Here is an 18,411-nt window from a genome sequence, read left to right as displayed (position 1 = left end):
AGCGAAGCGAAGGGACCCAGACTGCGGGTCGCCTTTTCTTTGGTGACTTTCTTTTGGCGAAGCAAAAGAAAGTTACTGGCCGCCGGGCCACTCCCGGCCAGCAGAACTAAGAAGAGGAAGGAGGAGGATGAGGAGGCAGAGAGCGCGCCCGCCGGAGCAAGACCCGGCAAAAAACTCAGTGCCGGAAATGCCGCACGCCCGTCAGCACCATCACCACCTCGCGCTCATCGGCTGCCGCGATGACTTCATCATCCCGCATACTCCCGCCGGGCTGGATCACGCAGGTCGCACCGGCATCCACCACCACATCGAGGCCGTCGCGGAAGGGGAAGAAGGCATCGCTTGCGACCGCTGAGCCCTGCAGGGTCAGGCCGCCGTTGGCGGCCTTGATGGAGGCGATGCGGGCCGAGTCGATGCGGCTCATCTGGCCCGCCCCCACACCCAGCGTCATGCCGTCGGCACAAAACACGATGGCATTGGACTTGACGTATTTCGCAACCTTCCAGGCGAACAGCATGTCGTGCAACTGCTCCTGCGTGGGCTGCAGCTTGCTGACGACCTTGAGGTCGCCAATCGCCAGTTCGTGGTTGTCGGCGGTCTGCATCAGCAGGCCCGAACCGACGCGCTTGACGTCCATCAGGTTGCGGCCCTGTTTCCAGGCGGTGTCGCCGCCGGGCGGCAGGTCGATCTGCAGGATGCGCACGTTGACCTTGCTCTTGAAGATTTCCAGCGCTTCGGGCGTGAAGGCCGGCGCCATCAGCACTTCAACAAATTGCTTGGAGATTTGTTGCGCGGCGCGTTCGTCGAGCGGGCAGTTCAGGGCGATGATGCCGCCGAAGGCCGAGGTCGGGTCGGTCTTGAAAGCCTTGCTGTAGGCCTCCAGGCCGTCCTTGCCCACGGCCACGCCGCAGGGGTTGGCGTGCTTGACGATCACGCAGGCGGCGCCGTCCTTGATGAGGTCGAAGCTCTTGACGCATTCCCAGGCGGCGTCGGCATCGGCGATATTGTTGTAGGAGAGCTCCTTGCCCTGCAGCTGTTTGGCGGTGACCAGCGAGCCGGGCGCGGGATACAGGTCGCGGTACAGCGCCGCCTGCTGGTGCGAGTTTTCGCCGTAGCGCAGATCCTGCACCTTGATGAAGCGGCCGTTGGCCTGACCGGGGAACATGCCGTGGCTACCGTCGGCCTGGATGCCGGAGAGGTAGTCGCTGATGGCGCCGTCGTACTGGCTGATGCGGTTGAACGCGGCCACCGACAGGGCGAATTTGGTCTTGTCGCTGAGCTTGCCGCCGGCTTTCAGTTCGACGAGCACGCCAGCGTACTGTGATGCGTCGGTCAGCACGCCGACATCCTTCCAGTTCTTGGCGGCGGAGCGCACCATGGCCGGGCCGCCGATGTCGATGTTTTCAATCGCGTCTTCCAGCGTGCAGCCGGGCTTGGCCACGGTGGCTTCAAAGGGGTAGAGGTTGACCACCAGCAGGTCTATGGTGTCTATGCCGTGGGTGCTCAGCGCCGCCATGTGCTCGGGCACATCGCGCCGGGCCAGCAGGCCGCCGTGGATCTTGGGGTGCAGGGTCTTGACGCGGCCATCCAGCATTTCGGGAAAGCCGGTGTGGTCGGCGACCTCGGTCACCGGCAGGCCGGCGTCGGCCAGCAGCTTGGCCGTGCCGCCGGTGGACAGCAGCTTGATGCCCAGTGCGTGCAGCGCCTGCGCGAATTCGAGGATGCCGGTTTTGTCGGAAACGGAAATCAGTGCGTTCATGGTGGTGTCTTCAAAAGGAAACGTAGCGAAGGTCCGGCGATGCCTGAATCGCTGGACTGGGGATTTTTATTTGATGAGCTTGTGCTCGACCAGTTTCTTGCGCAGGGTATTGCGATTCAGGCCCAGCCACTCGGCGGCGCGCGATTGGTTTTGTTCGGCGTGTTGCATGACGACCTCCAGCAGCGGTTTTTCCACCACCTTGACCATCATGTCGTACATGCCGTCGGGCTCGGTGCCGCGCAGGTCCTTGAAATAGCCTTCCAGGCTGGCCCGTACGCACTCTTCGATATGTTTTTTGCTCATGCAGCAGCTTCTTCCTGATTTTTATCTTTATTCGCCCGTGCCTGCCCTGGCACGCCCTCACTCTCAGCTCCGGCGGCAGCGGCCGGAATCCGGTCCATCTGCGCGCCCAACCCCTCAAAAAATCCGCTGACCGCGCGCAACTGGGCGTCGCAGTCTTCCAGCAAATTCATGCTCGCCCGAAAAGCCTCGCCGCCGGGCAAGGCCTTCACGTACCAGCCGATGTGCTTGCGCGCGGTGCGCACGCCGGTGAACTCACCGTACAGGTCGTAATGGTCGCGCAGGTGGTCAACCAGCAGGCGTTCGACTTCGGCCACCAGAGGCGGCGCAAGATGCGTGCCCGTGGCCAGGAAGTGCGCCACTTCGCGAAAAATCCAGGGACGGCCCTGGGCCGCGCGGCCAATCATCACGGCGTCGGCGCCGGTATACGCCAGCACGTCGCGCGCTTTCTCGGGGCTGTGGATGTCGCCGTTGGCCACCACGGGAATTCGCAGGGCGGCCTTCACGGCGGCGATGGTGTCGTATTCGGCGGCGCCCTTGTAGCCCTGCTCGCGCGTGCGGCCATGCACAGTAATCATCTGCACACCGGCGCTCTCGGCGGCGCGCGCAATCGCCAGCGCGTTCTTTTCGGCCTGGCACCAACCGGTTCGCATCTTGAGCGTGACGGGAACGCCGCGCGGCGCGCATGCGGCGACCACGGCCTCGACGATCTGCAGCGCCAGGGTTTCGTCCTGCATCAACGCGGAACCGGCCCACTTGTTGCAGACTTTCTTGGCCGGGCAACCCATGTTGATGTCGATGATCTGCGCGCCGCGATCAATGTTGTACGCCGCCGCTTCGGCCATCATCTGCGCGTCGGTGCCGGCAATCTGCACGGCGATGGGGGCGGCCTCCCCCTCATGGTTGGCGCGGCGCGAGGTCTTCAGGCTGTCCCACAGGTCCTTGCGGGATGTCACCATTTCGCTGACGGCGTAACCCGCGCCCAGCTTCTTGCTGAGCTGGCGGAACGGCCGGTCCGTCACACCGGCCATGGGCGCGACAAACAGGTTGTTTGCCAAAGCATAGGGGCCGATGTTCATGGGATGGAGGACGGGGGCTTGCTGAAAAAGGAGGCACGATTGTACCTGCCCAAAATTTCAGCAATTGAAATTTGCTCACCCACTTGTAAGTGTCTTCCCGACAAACCGGGCCCGGCGCCCTGCCTATACTGGAATACATATATGGAAGTCTGGATTCACCGCCTGATAGAAATTTTGGCCTTGCCCGAATACGGCCTGAGCACGGTGTTCCTGGTGTCCTTTATTTCGGCCACGCTGCTGCCGCTGGGCTCAGAGCCTGTGGTCTTCGGCCTGGTCAAACTCAATCCCGCCATGTTCTGGCCGGCGGTGCTGATCGCCACCGCGGGCAACACGCTGGGCGGTGCGCTCGACTGGTGGATGGGCTACGGTGCACACAAGGTGGTGGACAAGTACCAGCACTCCTCGCACCATGGCCGCGCGATACGCTGGCTGGAAAAGCTGGGGCCCAAAGCCTGCCTGCTGGCCTGGCTGCCGGTGGTGGGCGACCCGCTGTGCGCGGTGGCGGGCTGGCTCAAGTTTCCGTTCTGGCCTTGCCTGGCCTATATGGCGGTCGGAAAATTCGCGCGCTACTTCCTGATGACAGGCAGTCTTATCTGGGCGTTTCCCGGCGTGGTGACCGGTTAAAAAACAGAAAGTTCAGAAGCGCTCGTGCGGCAGCAAATAGCGCCACTGGCCGGGCTGCAACTGGCTCATCGCCACGCGGCCTATACGCAGGCGCTTCATGCCTTGCACTTTGAGGCCCACGCTCTCGCACATATAGGCAATCTGCCCCGGCACTTCGCCCTTGAGGGCAAACCGCAAGCGGGTTTCGTTTTGCCAGCTCACCTTGGCGGGCGGCAGCAGCGCGCCGTTGAAGGTGAAGCCATGGTCCACGCGATTGAGCCGCTCCAGCCCGCCGGGTTTGATGTCGCCGGCTACATCGACGATGACTTCATGCTCCATCACACGAGCGTCTTCGCGCAGCTTGCGCGCCACGCGCCAGTCCTGCGTCAGCACCACCAGCCCGCTGGCCGGCGTGGCCAGCGGCGTCACCAGTTCCACCGACGAGAAATGTTTTTTGAGCGGGCGAATGCCGGAGCTGTCGCCGGGCGACTGCGTGGCAGGCGACAGCAATGCCGCCAGGGACGCTGCGCTGCCGTCCTGTCCGGCCTCATAGCCCGTGGGTTTGTGCAACAGCAAGGTCACGGGTGCCAGCGCCAGCAGGCTGGCGTCCTTGGCCAGCACAATCTGCTGGTCGAGCACGCGGAACTGCGGCTCCTCAACCGTCACGCCGTCGACGCTGACCCAACCGCCCTCGATGTATTGCTCGGCCTCCCGGCGCGAGCAGGACAGCATTTCGGCCAGGCGCTTGGCGAGGCGGACGGGTTCTGTCATCGCGGCGGCCCTGTAGAAGGATCAGGCCTCGTGCAAACGTCAGTCCTGCGCCGCCACCACGCCGATTTCGACGTGGTACTTGGCCGCGGCCAGGCGAGGGCTCATGACCGTGGCGCGCGCCGGCGTGGCGCCCGGCACCACCCAGGCTTCCCAGGCGCGGTTCATCTCGCCAAAGCTGTCCATGTCGGTCAGCCAGATGGTGGCGCTCAGCAGGCGCGACTTGTCGCTGCCGGCGGCCGCCAGCAGGCGGTCGATGTTGGCCAGGATGCTGCGGGTCTGTTCGTACACGCCGGGGCCTGCGTCGTCGCCGGCCACCTGGCCCGCGAGGTAAACAGTCTTGTTGTGGACGACGGCCTGGGACATGCGTGGGCCGGTTTCGATGCGCTGGATGGACATGGTGTTTCTTTCAAAACGAGTGGGGTTGATCGTGGCGGCCTGTCCGGCAAACCCGGTATGGGCCTGCGGCAGTTTGCAAATCAGCTGCTGAACAGGAAGTTCATCACGTCGCCATCCTTGACGACGTATTCCTTGCCTTCGCTGCGCATCTTGCCGGCATCCTTGGCGCCCTGCTCGCCCTGGTAGGCGATGTAGTCGGCGAAAGCAATGGTCTGGGCGCGGATATAGCCTTTTTCGAAATCGGTGTGGATCACGCCGGCCGCCTGCGGGCCGGTGTCGCCGACGTGGATGGTCCAGGCGCGCACTTCCTTGACGCCCGCGGTGAAATAGGTCTGCAGGCCCAGCAGCTTGTAGGCCGCCAGGATCAGGCGGTTCAGGCCCGGCTCGTCCTGGCCGATCTCGGCGAGGAACATTTTCTTGTCTTCCTCTTCCATGTCGGCCATTTCGGCTTCCATCTTGGCGCAGATCGCTACCACCGGCGCCTTCTGGGCTTCGGCGTAGGCTTTCAGGCGATCCAGCAAGGGGTTGTTGTCAAAGCCGTCCTCGGCCACGTTGGCCACGAACATGGCCGGCTTGGCGGTGATCAGGAAAAACTGCTTGAGCAGCGGCAATTCTTCCTTGCTGAAGTCCAGCGTGCGCACCGGTTTGCCCTCGTTGAGCGCTGCCTGGCATTTTTCGAGGATGACAACCAGCTTGGCGGATTCCTTGTCACCGGAACGCGCGACCTTGGTCACGCGCTGCAGGGCTTTTTCCACGGCGGCCAGGTCGGCCAGGCACAGTTCTGTCTGGATGACCTCGATGTCGGAGATCGGGTCCACCTTGCCGGCCACGTGGATCACGTTGTCGTCTTCAAAGCAGCGGACCACATTGATGGTGGCGTCGGTTTCCCGGATATGCGCCAGGAACTTGTTGCCCAGGCCTTCGCCCGTGCTGGCGCCCGCCACCAGGCCGGCGATGTCCACAAACTCGACGATGGCAGGAACAATGCGTTCAGGCTTGACGATCTCCGCCAATTGGGCCAACCTCGGATCGGGCACCTCCACAATGCCGACGTTCGGCTCGATGGTGCAAAACGGGTAGTTTTCGGCCGCGATTCCCGCCTTGGTCAACGCATTGAAAAGGGTGGATTTTCCGACGTTAGGCAAGCCTACGATGCCGCACTTCAAACTCATGAGAAACCTTCAAAAACAGGCTGAGAAGTGTATTCGATGCGCGCCCGGACGGGGTTGGGGCGCTTTGCGGCAGGTGTTCGCCACCCTTTTGCTGTGCGGGTCTTTGCTGCTTCAGGCCGGGCCGGCGCAGGCCCAGCCGGTGCTGGCGCTGAACGATGCAAACCCGGTCATGGATGCGCGCACCGGCGGCCTCATGTGGATAGACGTCAGCGGCGAGGCCGGCATTGAGCAAGTCGCCGGCGGGCGCAAGGCGGACGCAGCCTTCACCCAACCGGCGGCGGACACCATCCATTCCCTCGGCCCCCAGGCCGCGCTCTGGCTGCACTACCGCTTTGCCAGGTCTTCCAGCTCACACCAGGACTGGCTGCTGGCCTTCCCCCTGCCCCTGCTGGACCTGGCGACGGTGTACCAGCGCAGCGCAACGGGTGCATGGACCTCCCAGACCGCCGGGGACACCCTGGCGGTTTCCAGCTGGCCCGAGCCCGGCCGCTATGGACAGTTCGAGCTCAGATTGCCGGACGACGGCGTGCACGACGTCTATGTGCGCATCCAGCACCAGACGGAAGTCAGCATTCCGGTCCAGGTCAGCACGCGCAGCAGCCTGGCGCAGCGGCTTCAGCTGGAATACCTGGCCATTGGCGTGGTGTTCGGCGCGCTGGTGCTGCTGATCATCGCCTGCGCGGTGCAGAGCTGGGTGTACCGCGACAAGGCCTATGGCTGGTACGCCGTCTACGCGTCCATCATGGTGCTGGTGGTGGCCGCCTGGACCGGCGTGGCCGGCCATTTGCTGTGGAGCAACTTCAGCGCCTGGAACAACATGGCGCAGGGTTGCCTGGCCATCCTGGGCGGCGGCTCAGCGCTGCTGGTCGTGCACCACCTGTGCGGCGCCGGTTCGCGCCACAGGTGGTTTGAGCGCCTGGCCTATTGGACCGGCGCGGCCGGCGTGCCGCTGTCCCTCGCCTATCTGGTCCTGGAGCGCGGCCTGGGCGTTCGCCTCATCAGCGCCTACCTGGTCGCGGTGGTGGTCATGGGAATCAGCCGGGCCTTCATGACATGGCGGCGCCAGGATGTCGTCGGTTTCTGGGTGCTGGCAGCCTTTGTTCCGCTGGGGCTGGTGACGCTGCTGACCGTCACAAGCGTCCTCGGGCTGTTCTCTGTCTCCTGGCTGTCCCAATACGGCCTGATGGCGGCGCTGGCGCTTGAAGTGCCCCTGCTGCTGGTGGCGCTGAACATGCGTTCACGCGAGCGCCACGCGGTGGAAGCGCGCGAGCAGGCCATGTCCAGCCAGGACGCGCTCACCGGCCTGCTGGCCGCCCACCTTTTTCACGACCGCTTCAAACAGGTGGTGGGCCGGGCGCAGCGTCACAAGGAACCGGCCGCGGTGGTGTACATCGAGCTGGTCAACTACCGCTACATCAAGAAGACCTGGGGCACGGCCGTAGCCGAGCAGAGCCTGCTGCGAAGCGTGATCAAGCTGCGCCGCATCCTGCGCGACGTCAACACGGTGGGGCGCATCGATGAGGCGCGCTTCGGCCTGATCCTCGAAGGCGTTTCATCGCGCGCGCCCGTCACCGACCTGGCGGCGCGATTGATTGCAGCCGGCCTGATGCCGCTCAAAGGGTTGAAGCCTGAGGTGGTTCTGCAGTTTCACGTCGCGGGTGTACTCTTTAGCGAACGCCTGGGCAGCCACGAGGAAATTGCCGCTGCACTGGCCGACCTGCTGCAAAGCATGGCCGCTCGCACCCGCCGGCCCATCCGCTTTCTGGAGCCCGAGTCGACACACCCCATGCCGCTGGAGGCCGAGACCGAAATCGAAGCCGAATCAGCGCCCGACAGCGTGGAAAGCGAAAGCGCCCCGCAATCGCAACACTCTGTACATGCTTCCACGGCTCACCAGAGGCCGGCGCCGCTACGGGCAGTCAAAAGTCACTCAAACCGGTAGCTGGCGCCCACGGCCTGGCCCACCTTGAGCTGGTGGTCGATGCCGGCCAGCACGATGGCGTTCATGCCGAAGGTCAGCGCGCCGTTGACGCGCGGGTCCTGCCGGTAGGTCTGCAGCATGTCGCCCACCTCGGGGCTGCTGATGGCCGTGGCCGGATCGATATTCGGGATCGGGCAGCGTGGGCAGGGCTTGACGGGCTTGAGCTGCGCCTGTCCCTGTTCCGTCGCGATCTGCAGCAGGTCGACGCGGTCTTCGTCATGCGGCGCCAGGCCCTGGTCGCCGGCCGCGTCGCCCAGCACGATGTTGGGACGAAACCTCTCCATGCCCACGGGCGCCGCACCCGCGGCCGCCAGTTTTTCATTGAATTGCGCCAGCGAGGCTTCGCTCAGCACCAGCAGCGAATAGCCGTCGCTGAACTGGTTGAGCGCTTCCAGGCCGCCGGTCCACTCGGTGTTGCAGACCCGCTTGTGCTCGGGGTCGAAGCGCACCAGGCGCGCCGTGCGGCCCAGGAAATCGCTGAACCACTGGGCGGCGATCGGGCCCATGTCGTAGGCCTGAACTTCATCCTTCCACACCTTGACGCGCACCGGCTCCTCGACCTGGTCCAGCGCGATATGCAGGGCCAGCATGCCGGGCGCGCGCAGCACCATGTCGTGGTGCCTCAGCTGCGGCTTGATCAGCGCCATGCGCGGCAGTTCGCGCTGCGTGAGGAAGTGGCCCTTCTCATCCACCACCATCCAGGCGCGGTCGAATTCCAGCCCGGTCTCGGTCAGCAGGGCGTCCTGCACCTGCACGCCGGCGCAGGACTTCACGGGGTACACATACAGGCGCGAGATGACCGCGTTCAGGTCAAAAGCCGCGTCGGCCATAGAGGGGCTCGCCGGTGTGTCGTTCAATGCTTGGCTCACGTCGTCAAATCCTTGTGAATTCGGAAAGGCGGGCGGATGCGTAAATGGGCCGGCCCGGAACGCTGATTTTGCCCTGCCTTCTAGAATGAGGCATGTCCAAGACTTTTGATGTCTGTATTCGCGGCGACGGCGTGGTGGGCCGCACGCTGGCTTTGCTGCTGGCGCGCGAGCGTTTGCGCGTGGCCCTGGTCGCGCGCCCCGAAAAGGCCGCTGGCGCGCAGCCCCCCGATGTGCGCGCTTACGCGCTCAACAGCGCATCGCGCGGCGTGCTGGAGGCCCTGCGCGCCTGGCCCGAAGCCGCCTTTGCCACGCCCGTGCTGGAGATGCAGGTCTGGGGCGACGACGGCGGCAAGCTGGATTTCAGCGCCCGCAGCGTGGGCCAGGACGCGCTGGCCTGGATTGTCGACGTCCCCGCGCTGGAGCAGCAGCTGACCCAGGCGGTGCGCTACCAACCGCAAATTGAAACTGTGACGGAGCCGGCCAAAGCCGCGCTCCAGGTGATCTGCGAAGGCCAGAAAAGCGCCAGCCGCGACGAATTCGGCCAGCAGCGCCCGGTCAACTGGACGGTCAAGCCCTATCCGCAAAAAGCCATCGCCGCCCGGCTGGAGCTGGAAATCCCCCACGGCGGGGTGGCCCGCCAGTGGTTTACCGGCGGGGATATCGTGGCTTTGCTGCCTTTATCCGGCGCCCAGGGGAACTTGGCGGCGCTGGTGTGGTCTGTCTCCGTGGAGCGTGCTGGCGCACTCGAAAAATTGCCGGCTGAAGAATTCTGCAAGGCCTTGCAAGCGGTTTGCGGCCTCGAAACCGGCGGCCTGCGACTGGCCAGCGAGCGGGCGAGCTGGCCTTTGTCCCTCTCCAGCGCCGCTCATTGGGTGGGCCCGGGTTGGGCGCTCGCGGGCGATGCGGCCCATACGGTGCATCCGCTGGCGGGCCAGGGCCTGAACCTGGGGTTGGCTGACGCGGCCTGCCTGGCCGGTGTGCTCGCACAGCGCGAATACTGGCGCGGGCTTGGGGATGAAAAATTGCTGCGCCGCTACGAAAGGGCCCGCAAGGCCGACGTCGCGGCCATGGGCGCGGTGACGGATGGCTTGCACGGGCTGTTCGCGCAGACCGATGCGCGCTGGCAGGCTTTGCGCAATTGGGGTATGAAGGGCTTTGAGCGCAGCGGTTTCCTGAAAACCTGGCTGACGCGCCAAGCCGCGGGTTTGTGAGCTGTTGAAGAGTAAGAGTGCTGTGAAATGGGCCGGCCGGAAAAGGCCGAAACACCGGGAATGACCATGAGAATCTTGAAAACCATCACCATCCTGGGCCTGCTGGCCTGCAGCCTGGGCTCCGCCTTTGCGCAGGAAGCCGCGATCCGCAAAAACCTGGCTGAAAGAATGCCCGCTTTCGCCAAGATCGATGAAATCAGCAAGACGCCTGTCAACGGCCTCTACGAAGTCCGGATCAACGAGAGCGATATTTTCTACACCGACGCGGAAGGCAACTTCCTGATCCAGGGCAACCTCATCGACGTCCGGGGCAAGCGCAACCTGACCGAAGAGCGCATCGAAAAACTCACGGCCGTCGACTTCTCGGCCCTGCCCATCAAAGATGCCTTCACCATCGTGCGCGGCAACGGCAAGCGCAAATTGGCGGTGTTTGAAGACCCCAACTGTGGTTATTGCAAGCGCTTCGAGCGCGACCTGCAAAAGGTCAACGACGTCACCGTCTACATGTTTCTCTTCCCCATCCTGAGCCCGGACTCCGCCGACAAGGCGAAAAACGTCTGGTGCGCCAAGGACCAGGGCAAAGCCTGGGTGGACATGATGGTGCGCGACCAGCCGGTCCCCAAAGGCAGTTGCGACGCTTCCGTGCTGGAGCGCAACCTGGCCCTGGGCAGGAAACACAAGATCACCGGTACGCCCACGCTGTTGTTTGAGGACGGCTCGCGCGTCCCGGGCGCGATCAATGCGCAGCAGGTTGAGCAGCAACTGGCCGCCGCCAAAACGCGTTAACCTGACCGGGGCCGACCTGGGGTATTCTGTGCGCAAGATGCCAGGCCCCACACGAAATACCCGCCCCTCTGTTCACTACCGCGTCGAAATCGGCGACCTTCACGCCCATCTCTTTCGCGTCACCCTCACGATCGCCCAGCCCGATGCGTTGCAACGGGTTTCCTTGCCCGTCTGGATTCCCGGCAGTTACCTGGTACGGGAATTCTCCAAAAACCTGCAAAAACTCGAGGCCCGGCAGTCCGGCAACACGCTGCTGCCGGTTGAGCAGCTCGACAAATGCACCTGGCAGGTTCAATGTTCTCCGGCCAGGCCGCTGGTGATTCGCTATGAGGTGTACGCCAACGACAACTCGGTGCGCACCGCCTGGCTGGATGCGCACCGCGGTTTCTTCAACGGCACCAGCCTGTGCCTGAAGGTGCAGGGCCGGGAAAAAGCCGAGCATCTGCTGGAGGTTCCCGCGCCCAAAGCCCTCAAGGGCTGGTCGCTGGCCACGGGCCTCGCCCCGCGCGAAATCAACAAGCAGGGTTTCGGCAGCTATGCCGCGGCCGATTACGACGAGCTGGTCGATTGCCCGGTGGAGATGGGCGCTTTCTGGAGCGGCAGCTTCACGGCGCGCGGCGTGCCGCACCGGGTGGTGGTGGCGGGCGCCACGGCCAGTTTCGACGGCGCCAGGCTGCTGGCCGACACGCAGAAAATCTGCGAAACCGAGATCCGCTTCTGGCACGGCGCCAAAAAAGCGCCCTTCCGCCATTACCTGTTCATGCTCAATGCCGTCGACGACGGCTACGGCGGGCTGGAACACCGCAACTCCACCGCGCTGATCTGCAAGCGCCAGGACCTGCCGCGTGTGGGCGAGGCGCGCAGCACCGAGGGCTACACCACGCTGCGCGGCCTGATCAGCCACGAGTACTTCCACACCTGGAACGTCAAGCGCCTGCGTCCCGCGGAATTTGAAAGCTACGACTACGCCAGCGAAAACTACACCCGGATGCTGTGGTTTTTCGAGGGATTCACCAGTTATTACGACGACCTCTTCCTGCGCCGCGCCGGTCTGCTGGACAACGCGGCCTACCTCAAGCTGCTCAACAAGACCATCAACCAGGTCATGCAGACCCCGGGCCGCCTGGTCCAGTCGGTGGCCGAGGCCAGCTTCGACGCCTGGGTGAAGTACTACCGGCAGGATGAAAACACGCCCAACGCCACCGTGAGCTATTACACCAAGGGCTCGCTGGTGGCGCTGTGCTTTGACCTCACGCTGCGCGGCGAGGCCCGGGAGCACCGGCGCGCCAAACCCGGCACGCTGGACAATGTGATGCGCGCCCTCTGGCTGCGCTGCAAGGCCGGCCCCATGCGCGAAGCTGATTTCGCGGAAGAACTGGCGGCGGCCGGGCACAGGCCCTACGGGGCGGAACTCGCCCGCTGGGTCCATGGACGGGACGAACTGCCGCTCAAGGCCTTGCTGCAGCAACACGGCGTGGCGGTGCTGGAAGAGCCCGCCCAGTTGGCGCACCGCCTGGGCCTGCGCGTGGGCGAAAGCCAGGGCGCGGTACAGGTCAAGACAGTGCTGCGCGGCGGCGCTGCCGAACGAGCCGGCTTTGCGGCCGGCGATGAATGGCTGGGACTGGAGCCTGCCACCAAAGCCGCGGCGCGTGGCATGGACGGCGGCTGGCGCATGAGCCGCCTCGACGACCTTACCCACTACGCCGGCGAGGCCAAAAAAGTCATCGCCCTGGTATCGCGCGACAAGCGCTTGATGCGACTGGAGCTGGCCATGCCGCCGGCGCTGACCACCTGGCGCCTGGCAGTTCAGGACGCCGCGCTGATGGACCAATGGCTGGGGCCCAAAGCCTGAGGCCTATTCGCCCTTGAAGGCCGCGGGGCGCTTTTCCAGGAAAGCAGCCACGCCCTCAAAATAATCGTGCGTGCGGCCCAGGGCCGACTGCATGTCGCGCTCCGCGTCCAACTGTTGGTGCAAGGTCCGGGTGATGCCTTCGCGCATCAGTTGCCGCGTGCCGACCAGGGCTCGCGTGGGCAGCGCGGCCAGCCGCTGCGCCAGCGCCAGAGCGGCGGCCAGCGGGTCGTCGGCCACGTCCCAGATCAGGCCCCACTCTTTGGCCTGCGCCGCCGGCAGCTTGTCGCCCGTGAGCGCCAGCCCCATGGCACGGGCCAGCCCCAGCTTTTGCACCAGTAGCCAGCTGCTGCCCGCATCGGGCACCAGGCCTATCTTGCTGAAGGCCTGGATAAAACTCGCGCCGGGCGCGGCCACCGCCATGTCGCAGGTCATGGCCAGCGAAGCGCCTGCCCCCGCCGCCACACCGTTGACGGCTGCCACCGTGGGCATGCGCAGCCCCAACAGCCGGCGCGCCGTGGGATTGAAAGCCTGGTCGATCAGCGGGCCAGGGTCGGCGCGTTCAACCAGGCCGGGGCCGGGCGCGAAATCAAACTCCGAGAGGTCGGCGCCAGCACAAAAACCACGGCCAGCACCTGTGACCACCAGAGCGCGAACCTGCGCGTCGGCCTCGGCCCGGTCCAGCGCGGCCCACAGCTCGCGATGCATCTGCCGCGTGAAGCTGTTCAACGCCTGCGGCCGGTTCAGCGTGACGACGGCCACGGCGCCTTGGGTGGCGTACAGGACAGCGGGGTCGTCGGCGCTGGCGAGGGAAGCGGAATCGGTCATGGTGAGGGTCTCCTGCCTCGAATCTAGCACCGGCGGCGCGGCCGGGTGCGACCCGGCTCATGGCATCATTGCCGCAGCATTCCCCCTTCCCAGTATTCCCGGCAAAGGACCTCTTCCATGACCTACGAAACCATTGAAACCCGCACCGAGGGCCCCGACGGCCGCAAGGTGGGCATTGTCACGTTGAACCGGCCCAAGCAGCTCAACGCGCTGAACGACCAGCTGATGGACGAACTGGGCCACGCACTCAAGGGCTTTGACGCCGACGACGGCATAGGCTGCATCATCGTGACCGGAAGCGAAAAGGCCTTTGCGGCCGGCGCCGACATAGGTGCGATGGCAAGCTACACGTTTGCCGACGTCTACAACAAGGACTACATCAGCCGCAACTGGGAGCAGATCCGCAGCGTGCGCAAGCCGGTGATCGCGGCCGTGAGCGGCTTCGCCCTGGGCGGCGGCTGCGAGCTGGCCATGATGTGCGATTTCATCATCGCCGCCGACAACGCCCGCTTCGGCCAGCCCGAGATCAAGCTGGGCATCATCCCGGGCGCCGGCGGCACGCAGCGGCTGCCGCGCGCGGTGGGCAAGTCCAAGGCCATGGACCTGGCCCTGACCGGCCGCATGATGGACGCCCAGGAGGCAGAACGTTCGGGCCTGGTGAGCCGCGTGGTTCCGCTGGACAAGCTGATGGACGAAGCCCTGGGCGCCGCCCTCATGATCTGCGGCTTCGGCCAGCCCAGCGTCATGGCCGCCAAGGAAGCCGTCAACCGGGCCTTCGAAAGCGGGCTCAGCGACGGCGTGATGTTCGAGCGCCGCCTGTTCCACTCGCTGTTTGCCACCGAAGACCAGAAAGAAGGCATGGATGCCTTCGTCAACAAGCGAAAGCCAGTATTCAAAAACCGGTGAGCCCCCACGCTTGTTACTTCGCGTACTGCGCTGCCTCCCGAGGGGGCGCTGCGCCTGCGGTCCGGCAAAGCCTGTCCCGCGGCCCCTGCTGGTTTGGGGGGAAGGCCCGGCGAGTGGCATAGTCCGAAGTTTTGGCTATAATCTTGGGTTTCGGTCGTATAGCTCAGTTGGTTAGAGCGCAGCATTCATAATGCTGATGTCGGTGGTTCAAGTCCACCTACGACCACCAAAAACACCTGCAAAGCCTCAGAGGGTCCGCCCCCTGGGGCTTTGTTCTTTGGTGATTTGTTATGCTTTTGCCTATCCACAGCCTCTGGACACATACCATGAACCGCTGCAACTTCCGTCTGACTCCCTTCCTCCTGGCACTGGCCGCCTCTGCCGCCCTGGCCCAGACCGACCAGAGCACCCAGGCCGCCCAAGCCACTTCGTCCACCGAAGCGGTCAAACCCAACGTCAGGCAGTTCCCGGCCAAGGCCGTGCGCGGCGAGATGGTGGTGCTGGCGCCGCCGGTAATTTCCATGAACGGCAGGCAGGAACGGCTCTCGGTGGGCGCGCGCATACGCGACACCAACAATAATTTCACGCTGTCCGCGCCCTTGCTGAACAAGCCCTTGCTGGTGAATTACGTGCGCGACAACACCGGTCTGGTGCATGAAGTCTGGATCCTCAATGCGGAGGAAGCCAAGGAAAAGCGGCCGGGCGGCACCGCCACGCTGTTTAACTTCACCACCGACAGCAGCACCTCGACGACGCCTGCGGACAACGGCAAGACGCCGTACAACCAGCTGCCAGCCTATAAGCGCTGAGTTCCGCGCCGGGCGTCGCGCCGGCGTTCGTCCGCATTTCACCCTTGCCGGGTTCGGGCAATATCCATTCAGCCGCGAGTTCAAGCGGCCAACCGCCAGCAGATCATGAGCAAAAAAGTCTTTATCAAAACCTTCGGGTGCCAGATGAACGAGTACGACTCGGACAAGATGTCCGACGTGCTCAACGCAGCCGAGGGCTACGAGCCCACACAGGACATGGAGCAGGCCGACCTGATTTTGTTCAACACCTGCTCGGTGCGCGAAAAGGCGCAGGAAAAAGTTTTCAGCGACCTGGGCCGCGTCAAGCACCTGAAGGAAAAAGGCGTGCTGATTGGTGTGGGCGGCTGCGTGGCCAGCCAGGAAGGCGCAGCCATCATCCAGCGCGCGCCTTATGTCGACGTGGTCTTCGGCCCGCAAACCCTGCACCGCCTGCCGCAAATGCTGGCCAGCCGGGCCCGCCTGGGCAAGCCGCAGGTCGACATCAGCTTCCCCGAGATCGAAAAATTCGACCACCTGCCGCCGGCGCGTGTCGAAGGCGCCAGCGCCTTCGTGAGCATCATGGAAGGCTGTTCCAAGTACTGCAGCTACTGCGTGGTGCCTTACACCCGCGGCGAGGAAGTTTCGCGGCCCTTTGAGGATGTGCTGGTCGAGGTTGCCGGCCTGGCCGACCAAGGCGTCAAGGAGGTCACCTTGCTGGGGCAGAACGTCAACGCCTACCGCGGCCCTATGAGCACGCGTATCGGCGGCACCGCCGAAATCGCCGATTTCGCGACGCTGCTCGAATACGTGTCCGACATCCCGGGCATTGAGCGCATCCGCTACATCACCAGCCATCCCAACGAGTTCACGCAGAGCTTGATCGACGCCTACGCCAAACTGCCCAAGCTGGTGAACCACCTGCACCTGCCGGTGCAGCACGGCTCCGACCGCATCCTGATGGCGATGAAGCGCGGCTACACCGCCATGGAATACAAGAGCACCGTGCGCAAGCTGCGCGCCATCCGCCCCGACCTGGCCATGAGCAGCGACTTCATCGTCGGATTTCCCGGGGAAACCGAGGACGACTTCAACAAGCTCATGAAGCTGATCGACGAGATTGGTTACGACACCTCGTTCAGCTTCATCTACAGCCCGCGTCCCGGAACGCCCGCCGCCGCGCTGCACGACGACACACCGCACGAGGTCAAGCTGCGCCGGCTGCAGCACCTGCAGGCCACCATCGACGACAGTGTGCGCGCCATCAGCGCGAGCCGACAGGGCACGGTGCAACGCATCCTGGTCGAAGGCGCCTCGCGCAAGGACCCGACCGAACTCATGGGCCGCACGGAATGCAACCGCGTGGTCAACTTCAAGGGCCAATCCCGGTTGGTCGGCCAGATGGTCGACATCACCATCACCCAGGCCACGCAGCGCTCGCTGCGCGGCGAAGTCCTGACGCGGGACGTCGCCGTAGCTGCCTGAAGGCGCCATTGCCCAAACACCCGACGCGCATGCTGCAGCGATTTTCGTTCCGGCAACTGCTGGTGATCGCTTTCCTGCTGATCGCGGCCCTGCTGGGGGCCGCCTCGCTGCGCGCGCTGTTCACGCTGGAAGACCTCTCACTGCAAAGCCGAGACAATGCCGCGCGCGCGCTGGACTTGAGCCGCGCGGCGCAGTCGCTCAGCGAGCGCAGCGTTTCCATGGAGCGCACGTCGCGGCAGTCGGTGGTGCTCGACGACCGGGTGCTCAGGGATCGTTTTTCCGAAGAACTGAAGGAGGCGGGCGACATTCTGGCGAGCCTGTCGCGCGAGGAGATTCCCGCCGCCAAAGCCCGGCAATGGCGCGCCCATCTGCAAGCGATCGCCGCCCTGCTCACCGGCCCCTCCGACACCGCGCTGGACCGGGAGCGCCAGCTGGCGCAGGAGTTCCGTGAGCTCGAAGGCATCAACGCCGCCATCGCCGTGCAGGTGCAGCAGGCGATACAGCAGCGCAACAAGTCGCTGGAAGGCAAGCTCGAGGCCAGCCGCCAGCGCCTGGCACAGCAGGTGACCTGGGCCATTGTGCTGGCGATCGTCATGGCCCTGGCCTTCGGCATCTGGTTCACGCTGCCGCTGCGGCGCCTGGAAAGCGCCATCGTGGGCCTGGGCGAAAACCGCCTCGACCAGGTAATCGCCATCCAGGGGCCAGCCGACCTGGCGCTGGTCGGACAACGGCTGAACTGGCTGCGCCTGCGGCTGGTCGAGCTGGACGCCGACAAGTCGCGCTTCCTGCGCCATATTTCGCACGAACTCAAGACACCGCTGGCCTCGCTGCGCGAAGGCGTGTCACTGCTGGAAGACGGCGTGGCCGGCGCGCTGAGCAACGACCAGCGCGAGATCGCGCAAATCCTGAAGCACAACACCGGCGTGCTGCAAAGCCAGATCGAAGACCTGCTGCGTTTCAACACCGCGGCCTTCGAGGCGCGCCAGTTGCACCGGCAAAGCGTGGACTTGCTGCAGCTCATGGAAGAGCAGGTCTATGCGCAGCGCCTGCAGTGGCGCGCGCGAGAATTGACGGTCACCGTCGTCGGCGAGCCGCTGGTGATAGAGATTGACGCCGAAAAAATAGGCACCGCGTTGGCCAACCTGTTGTCCAACGCCATACGCTATTCCCCGGCCAAGGGCATGATCCGGCTGGAGCTCAGCGCCCTGCGGGGTTTTGTGCGCATCGACATCCACGACCAGGGCGTGGGCGTGGCGCAGGCCGACCGGGAACGGATCTTCGAGCCCTTTTACCGCGGTGAACGCCAGCCCGCCGACGTGGTTCGCGGCAGCGGCATCGGCCTGTCCATCGTGCATGAATACATTGCCGCACACGGCGGAAGCATCACCCTGATGCCCGATCAACCTGGTGCACACTTCAGAATAGAGCTTCCCCATGTTTCCAAGTAGTGATTTTTCCTCGCATGCGCCTGCAGTCCGCCTGGCGGGACGCGGCCGGCTTGCGGCCCTGATGGCAGCGGCCTTGCTGGCCGCGTGCGGCAGCGCCCCGGCGCCCGAGCGCGGCGCCGACACCGCGGCCGTTCAGGCTGCCCGGGCCGCGGCCTCTGCCGCCGAGGCCGCGAAGGCCAGCGC

17 protein-coding genes, 1 tRNA gene and 1 pseudogene are annotated in these 18,411 nt (G+C 64.7%); 11 read left to right on the top strand and 8 right to left on the bottom strand.

All coding sequences use genetic code 11. The features are described 5' to 3' along the window. Positions 1-175: 175 nt before the first annotated feature. The 3 genes from purH to dusB all read right to left on the bottom strand — a co-directional run bounded on the left by purH (position 176) and on the right by dusB (position 3,138). Positions 176-1,759, bottom strand: coding sequence for a bifunctional phosphoribosylaminoimidazolecarboxamide formyltransferase/IMP cyclohydrolase (purH, locus tag AC1DXS_RS23785; RefSeq protein ID WP_477739906.1), 1,584 nt, complete (start codon positions 1,757-1,759; stop codon positions 176-178). Between the two features lie 66 nt (positions 1,760-1,825). Further along, on the bottom strand, positions 1,826-2,062 hold the full coding sequence (locus AC1DXS_RS23780; protein ID WP_477739905.1) for a Fis family transcriptional regulator: 237 nt from the start codon (positions 2,060-2,062) through the stop codon (positions 1,826-1,828). Then, entirely contained in the window at positions 2,059-3,138 is a 1,080-nt protein-coding gene (gene dusB, locus AC1DXS_RS23775) for a tRNA dihydrouridine synthase DusB (protein ID WP_477739904.1), read from the bottom strand. The genes AC1DXS_RS23780 and dusB overlap by 4 nt, the downstream gene beginning before the upstream one ends. A gap of 141 nt (positions 3,139-3,279) precedes the next feature. On the opposite strand from dusB, the gene AC1DXS_RS23770 reads away from it, so the two are divergent. Next, a complete protein-coding gene (locus AC1DXS_RS23770; protein WP_477739903.1) occupies positions 3,280-3,762 on the top strand; it encodes a YqaA family protein in 483 nt (160 codons plus the stop codon). Positions 3,763-3,774: 12 nt separating this feature from the next. Here AC1DXS_RS23770 and AC1DXS_RS23765 read toward each other — a convergent pair whose 3' ends face one another. From AC1DXS_RS23765 to ychF, 3 genes are all read right to left on the bottom strand, one after another. Then, positions 3,775-4,512 (bottom strand): rRNA pseudouridine synthase, encoded by a 738-nt coding sequence (locus AC1DXS_RS23765; protein ID WP_477739902.1) that lies wholly within the window; start codon positions 4,510-4,512, stop codon positions 3,775-3,777. A 39-nt stretch (positions 4,513-4,551) separates the two neighbouring features. Beyond that, entirely contained in the window at positions 4,552-4,908 is a 357-nt protein-coding gene (locus AC1DXS_RS23760) for a RidA family protein (protein ID WP_477739901.1), read from the bottom strand. Between the two features lie 80 nt (positions 4,909-4,988). Further along, on the bottom strand, positions 4,989-6,080 hold the full coding sequence (gene ychF / locus AC1DXS_RS23755) for a redox-regulated ATPase YchF (protein WP_477739900.1): 1,092 nt from the start codon (positions 6,078-6,080) through the stop codon (positions 4,989-4,991). Between the two features lie 73 nt (positions 6,081-6,153). Here ychF and AC1DXS_RS23750 point away from each other — a divergent pair, with 73 nt between their 5' ends. Next, positions 6,154-8,022: a sensor domain-containing diguanylate cyclase gene (locus AC1DXS_RS23750; RefSeq protein ID WP_477739899.1), complete on the top strand. Its 1,869-nt coding sequence runs from the start codon at positions 6,154-6,156 to the stop codon at positions 8,020-8,022. Here the strand turns inward: AC1DXS_RS23750 and AC1DXS_RS23745 are convergent. Next, positions 8,007-8,891 carry an MOSC domain-containing protein gene (locus tag AC1DXS_RS23745; RefSeq protein WP_477739908.1) on the bottom strand — a complete coding sequence of 295 codons (885 nt, stop codon included), beginning with the start codon at positions 8,889-8,891 and terminating at the stop codon, positions 8,007-8,009. The two genes, AC1DXS_RS23750 and AC1DXS_RS23745, sit on opposite strands and share 16 nt — an antisense overlap. 131 nt (positions 8,892-9,022) lie before the next feature. Here AC1DXS_RS23745 and AC1DXS_RS23740 point away from each other — a divergent pair, with 131 nt between their 5' ends. The 3 genes from AC1DXS_RS23740 (at position 9,023) to AC1DXS_RS23730 (ending at position 12,779) form a co-directional block, all read left to right on the top strand. After that, a complete protein-coding gene (locus AC1DXS_RS23740) occupies positions 9,023-10,141 on the top strand; it encodes an FAD-dependent monooxygenase (RefSeq protein ID WP_477739898.1) in 1,119 nt (372 codons plus the stop codon). Between the two features lie 66 nt (positions 10,142-10,207). Then, the gene (locus tag AC1DXS_RS23735) at positions 10,208-10,927 is read left to right on the top strand and encodes a DsbC family protein (RefSeq protein ID WP_477739897.1); all 720 of its coding nucleotides are present in this window, start codon (positions 10,208-10,210) and stop codon (positions 10,925-10,927) included. Positions 10,928-10,964: 37 nt separating this feature from the next. Beyond that, positions 10,965-12,779 carry a M61 family metallopeptidase gene (locus AC1DXS_RS23730; protein WP_477739907.1) on the top strand — a complete coding sequence of 605 codons (1,815 nt, stop codon included), beginning with the start codon at positions 10,965-10,967 and terminating at the stop codon, positions 12,777-12,779. 3 nt (positions 12,780-12,782) lie between these two features. Here AC1DXS_RS23730 and AC1DXS_RS23725 read toward each other — a convergent pair whose 3' ends face one another. Further along, positions 12,783-13,604 carry an enoyl-CoA hydratase-related protein gene (locus tag AC1DXS_RS23725; RefSeq protein WP_477739896.1) on the bottom strand — a complete coding sequence of 274 codons (822 nt, stop codon included), beginning with the start codon at positions 13,602-13,604 and terminating at the stop codon, positions 12,783-12,785. 117 nt (positions 13,605-13,721) lie between these two features. On the opposite strand from AC1DXS_RS23725, the gene AC1DXS_RS23720 reads away from it, so the two are divergent. The 6 genes and pseudogenes from AC1DXS_RS23720 to AC1DXS_RS23695 all read left to right on the top strand — a co-directional run. Then, positions 13,722-14,510, top strand: coding sequence for an enoyl-CoA hydratase (locus AC1DXS_RS23720; RefSeq protein ID WP_477739895.1), 789 nt, complete (start codon positions 13,722-13,724; stop codon positions 14,508-14,510). Positions 14,511-14,662: 152 nt separating this feature from the next. Further along, positions 14,663-14,739 (top strand) — tRNA-Met (locus AC1DXS_RS23715). Positions 14,740-14,836: 97 nt separating this feature from the next. Beyond that, entirely contained in the window at positions 14,837-15,319 is a 483-nt protein-coding gene (locus AC1DXS_RS23710) for a hypothetical protein (protein ID WP_477739894.1), read from the top strand. 105 nt (positions 15,320-15,424) lie between these two features. Beyond that, a complete protein-coding gene (gene miaB / locus AC1DXS_RS23705; RefSeq protein ID WP_477739893.1) occupies positions 15,425-16,780 on the top strand; it encodes a tRNA (N6-isopentenyl adenosine(37)-C2)-methylthiotransferase MiaB in 1,356 nt (451 codons plus the stop codon). 29 nt (positions 16,781-16,809) lie between these two features. Beyond that, entirely contained in the window at positions 16,810-18,228 is a 1,419-nt protein-coding gene (locus AC1DXS_RS23700) for a sensor histidine kinase (RefSeq protein WP_477739892.1), read from the top strand. Next, a pseudogene (locus AC1DXS_RS23695) lies at positions 18,215-18,411 on the top strand (hypothetical protein); the annotation flags it as partial. The gene AC1DXS_RS23700 and the pseudogene AC1DXS_RS23695, both read left to right, overlap by 14 nt.

The sequence above is a fragment of the Polaromonas sp. P3_B1 genome (assembly GCF_056402935.1).
This window is presented reverse-complemented; position numbering and strand designations above follow the sequence as displayed.

Excerpts from the sequence above, each read along its gene's own strand:
- purH (WP_477739906.1), bottom strand. The coding sequence starts at position 1,759 with ATGAACGCACTGATTTCCGTTTCCGACAAAACCGGCATCCTCGAATTC.
- AC1DXS_RS23780 (WP_477739905.1), bottom strand. The coding sequence starts at position 2,062 with ATGAGCAAAAAACATATCGAAGAGTGCGTACGGGCCAGCCTGGAAGGC.
- dusB (WP_477739904.1), bottom strand. The coding sequence starts at position 3,138 with ATGAACATCGGCCCCTATGCTTTGGCAAACAACCTGTTTGTCGCGCCC.
- AC1DXS_RS23770 (WP_477739903.1), top strand. The coding sequence starts at position 3,280 with ATGGAAGTCTGGATTCACCGCCTGATAGAAATTTTGGCCTTGCCCGAA.
- AC1DXS_RS23765 (WP_477739902.1), bottom strand. The coding sequence starts at position 4,512 with ATGACAGAACCCGTCCGCCTCGCCAAGCGCCTGGCCGAAATGCTGTCC.
- AC1DXS_RS23760 (WP_477739901.1), bottom strand. The coding sequence starts at position 4,908 with ATGTCCATCCAGCGCATCGAAACCGGCCCACGCATGTCCCAGGCCGTC.
- ychF (WP_477739900.1), bottom strand. The coding sequence starts at position 6,080 with ATGAGTTTGAAGTGCGGCATCGTAGGCTTGCCTAACGTCGGAAAATCC.
- AC1DXS_RS23745 (WP_477739908.1), bottom strand. The coding sequence starts at position 8,891 with ATGGCCGACGCGGCTTTTGACCTGAACGCGGTCATCTCGCGCCTGTAT.
- AC1DXS_RS23740 (WP_477739898.1), top strand. The coding sequence starts at position 9,023 with ATGTCCAAGACTTTTGATGTCTGTATTCGCGGCGACGGCGTGGTGGGC.
- AC1DXS_RS23735 (WP_477739897.1), top strand. The coding sequence starts at position 10,208 with ATGAGAATCTTGAAAACCATCACCATCCTGGGCCTGCTGGCCTGCAGC.
- AC1DXS_RS23730 (WP_477739907.1), top strand. The coding sequence starts at position 10,965 with ATGCCAGGCCCCACACGAAATACCCGCCCCTCTGTTCACTACCGCGTC.
- AC1DXS_RS23725 (WP_477739896.1), bottom strand. The coding sequence starts at position 13,604 with ATGACCGATTCCGCTTCCCTCGCCAGCGCCGACGACCCCGCTGTCCTG.
- AC1DXS_RS23720 (WP_477739895.1), top strand. The coding sequence starts at position 13,722 with ATGACCTACGAAACCATTGAAACCCGCACCGAGGGCCCCGACGGCCGC.
- AC1DXS_RS23710 (WP_477739894.1), top strand. The coding sequence starts at position 14,837 with ATGAACCGCTGCAACTTCCGTCTGACTCCCTTCCTCCTGGCACTGGCC.
- miaB (WP_477739893.1), top strand. The coding sequence starts at position 15,425 with ATGAGCAAAAAAGTCTTTATCAAAACCTTCGGGTGCCAGATGAACGAG.
- AC1DXS_RS23700 (WP_477739892.1), top strand. The coding sequence starts at position 16,810 with ATGCTGCAGCGATTTTCGTTCCGGCAACTGCTGGTGATCGCTTTCCTG.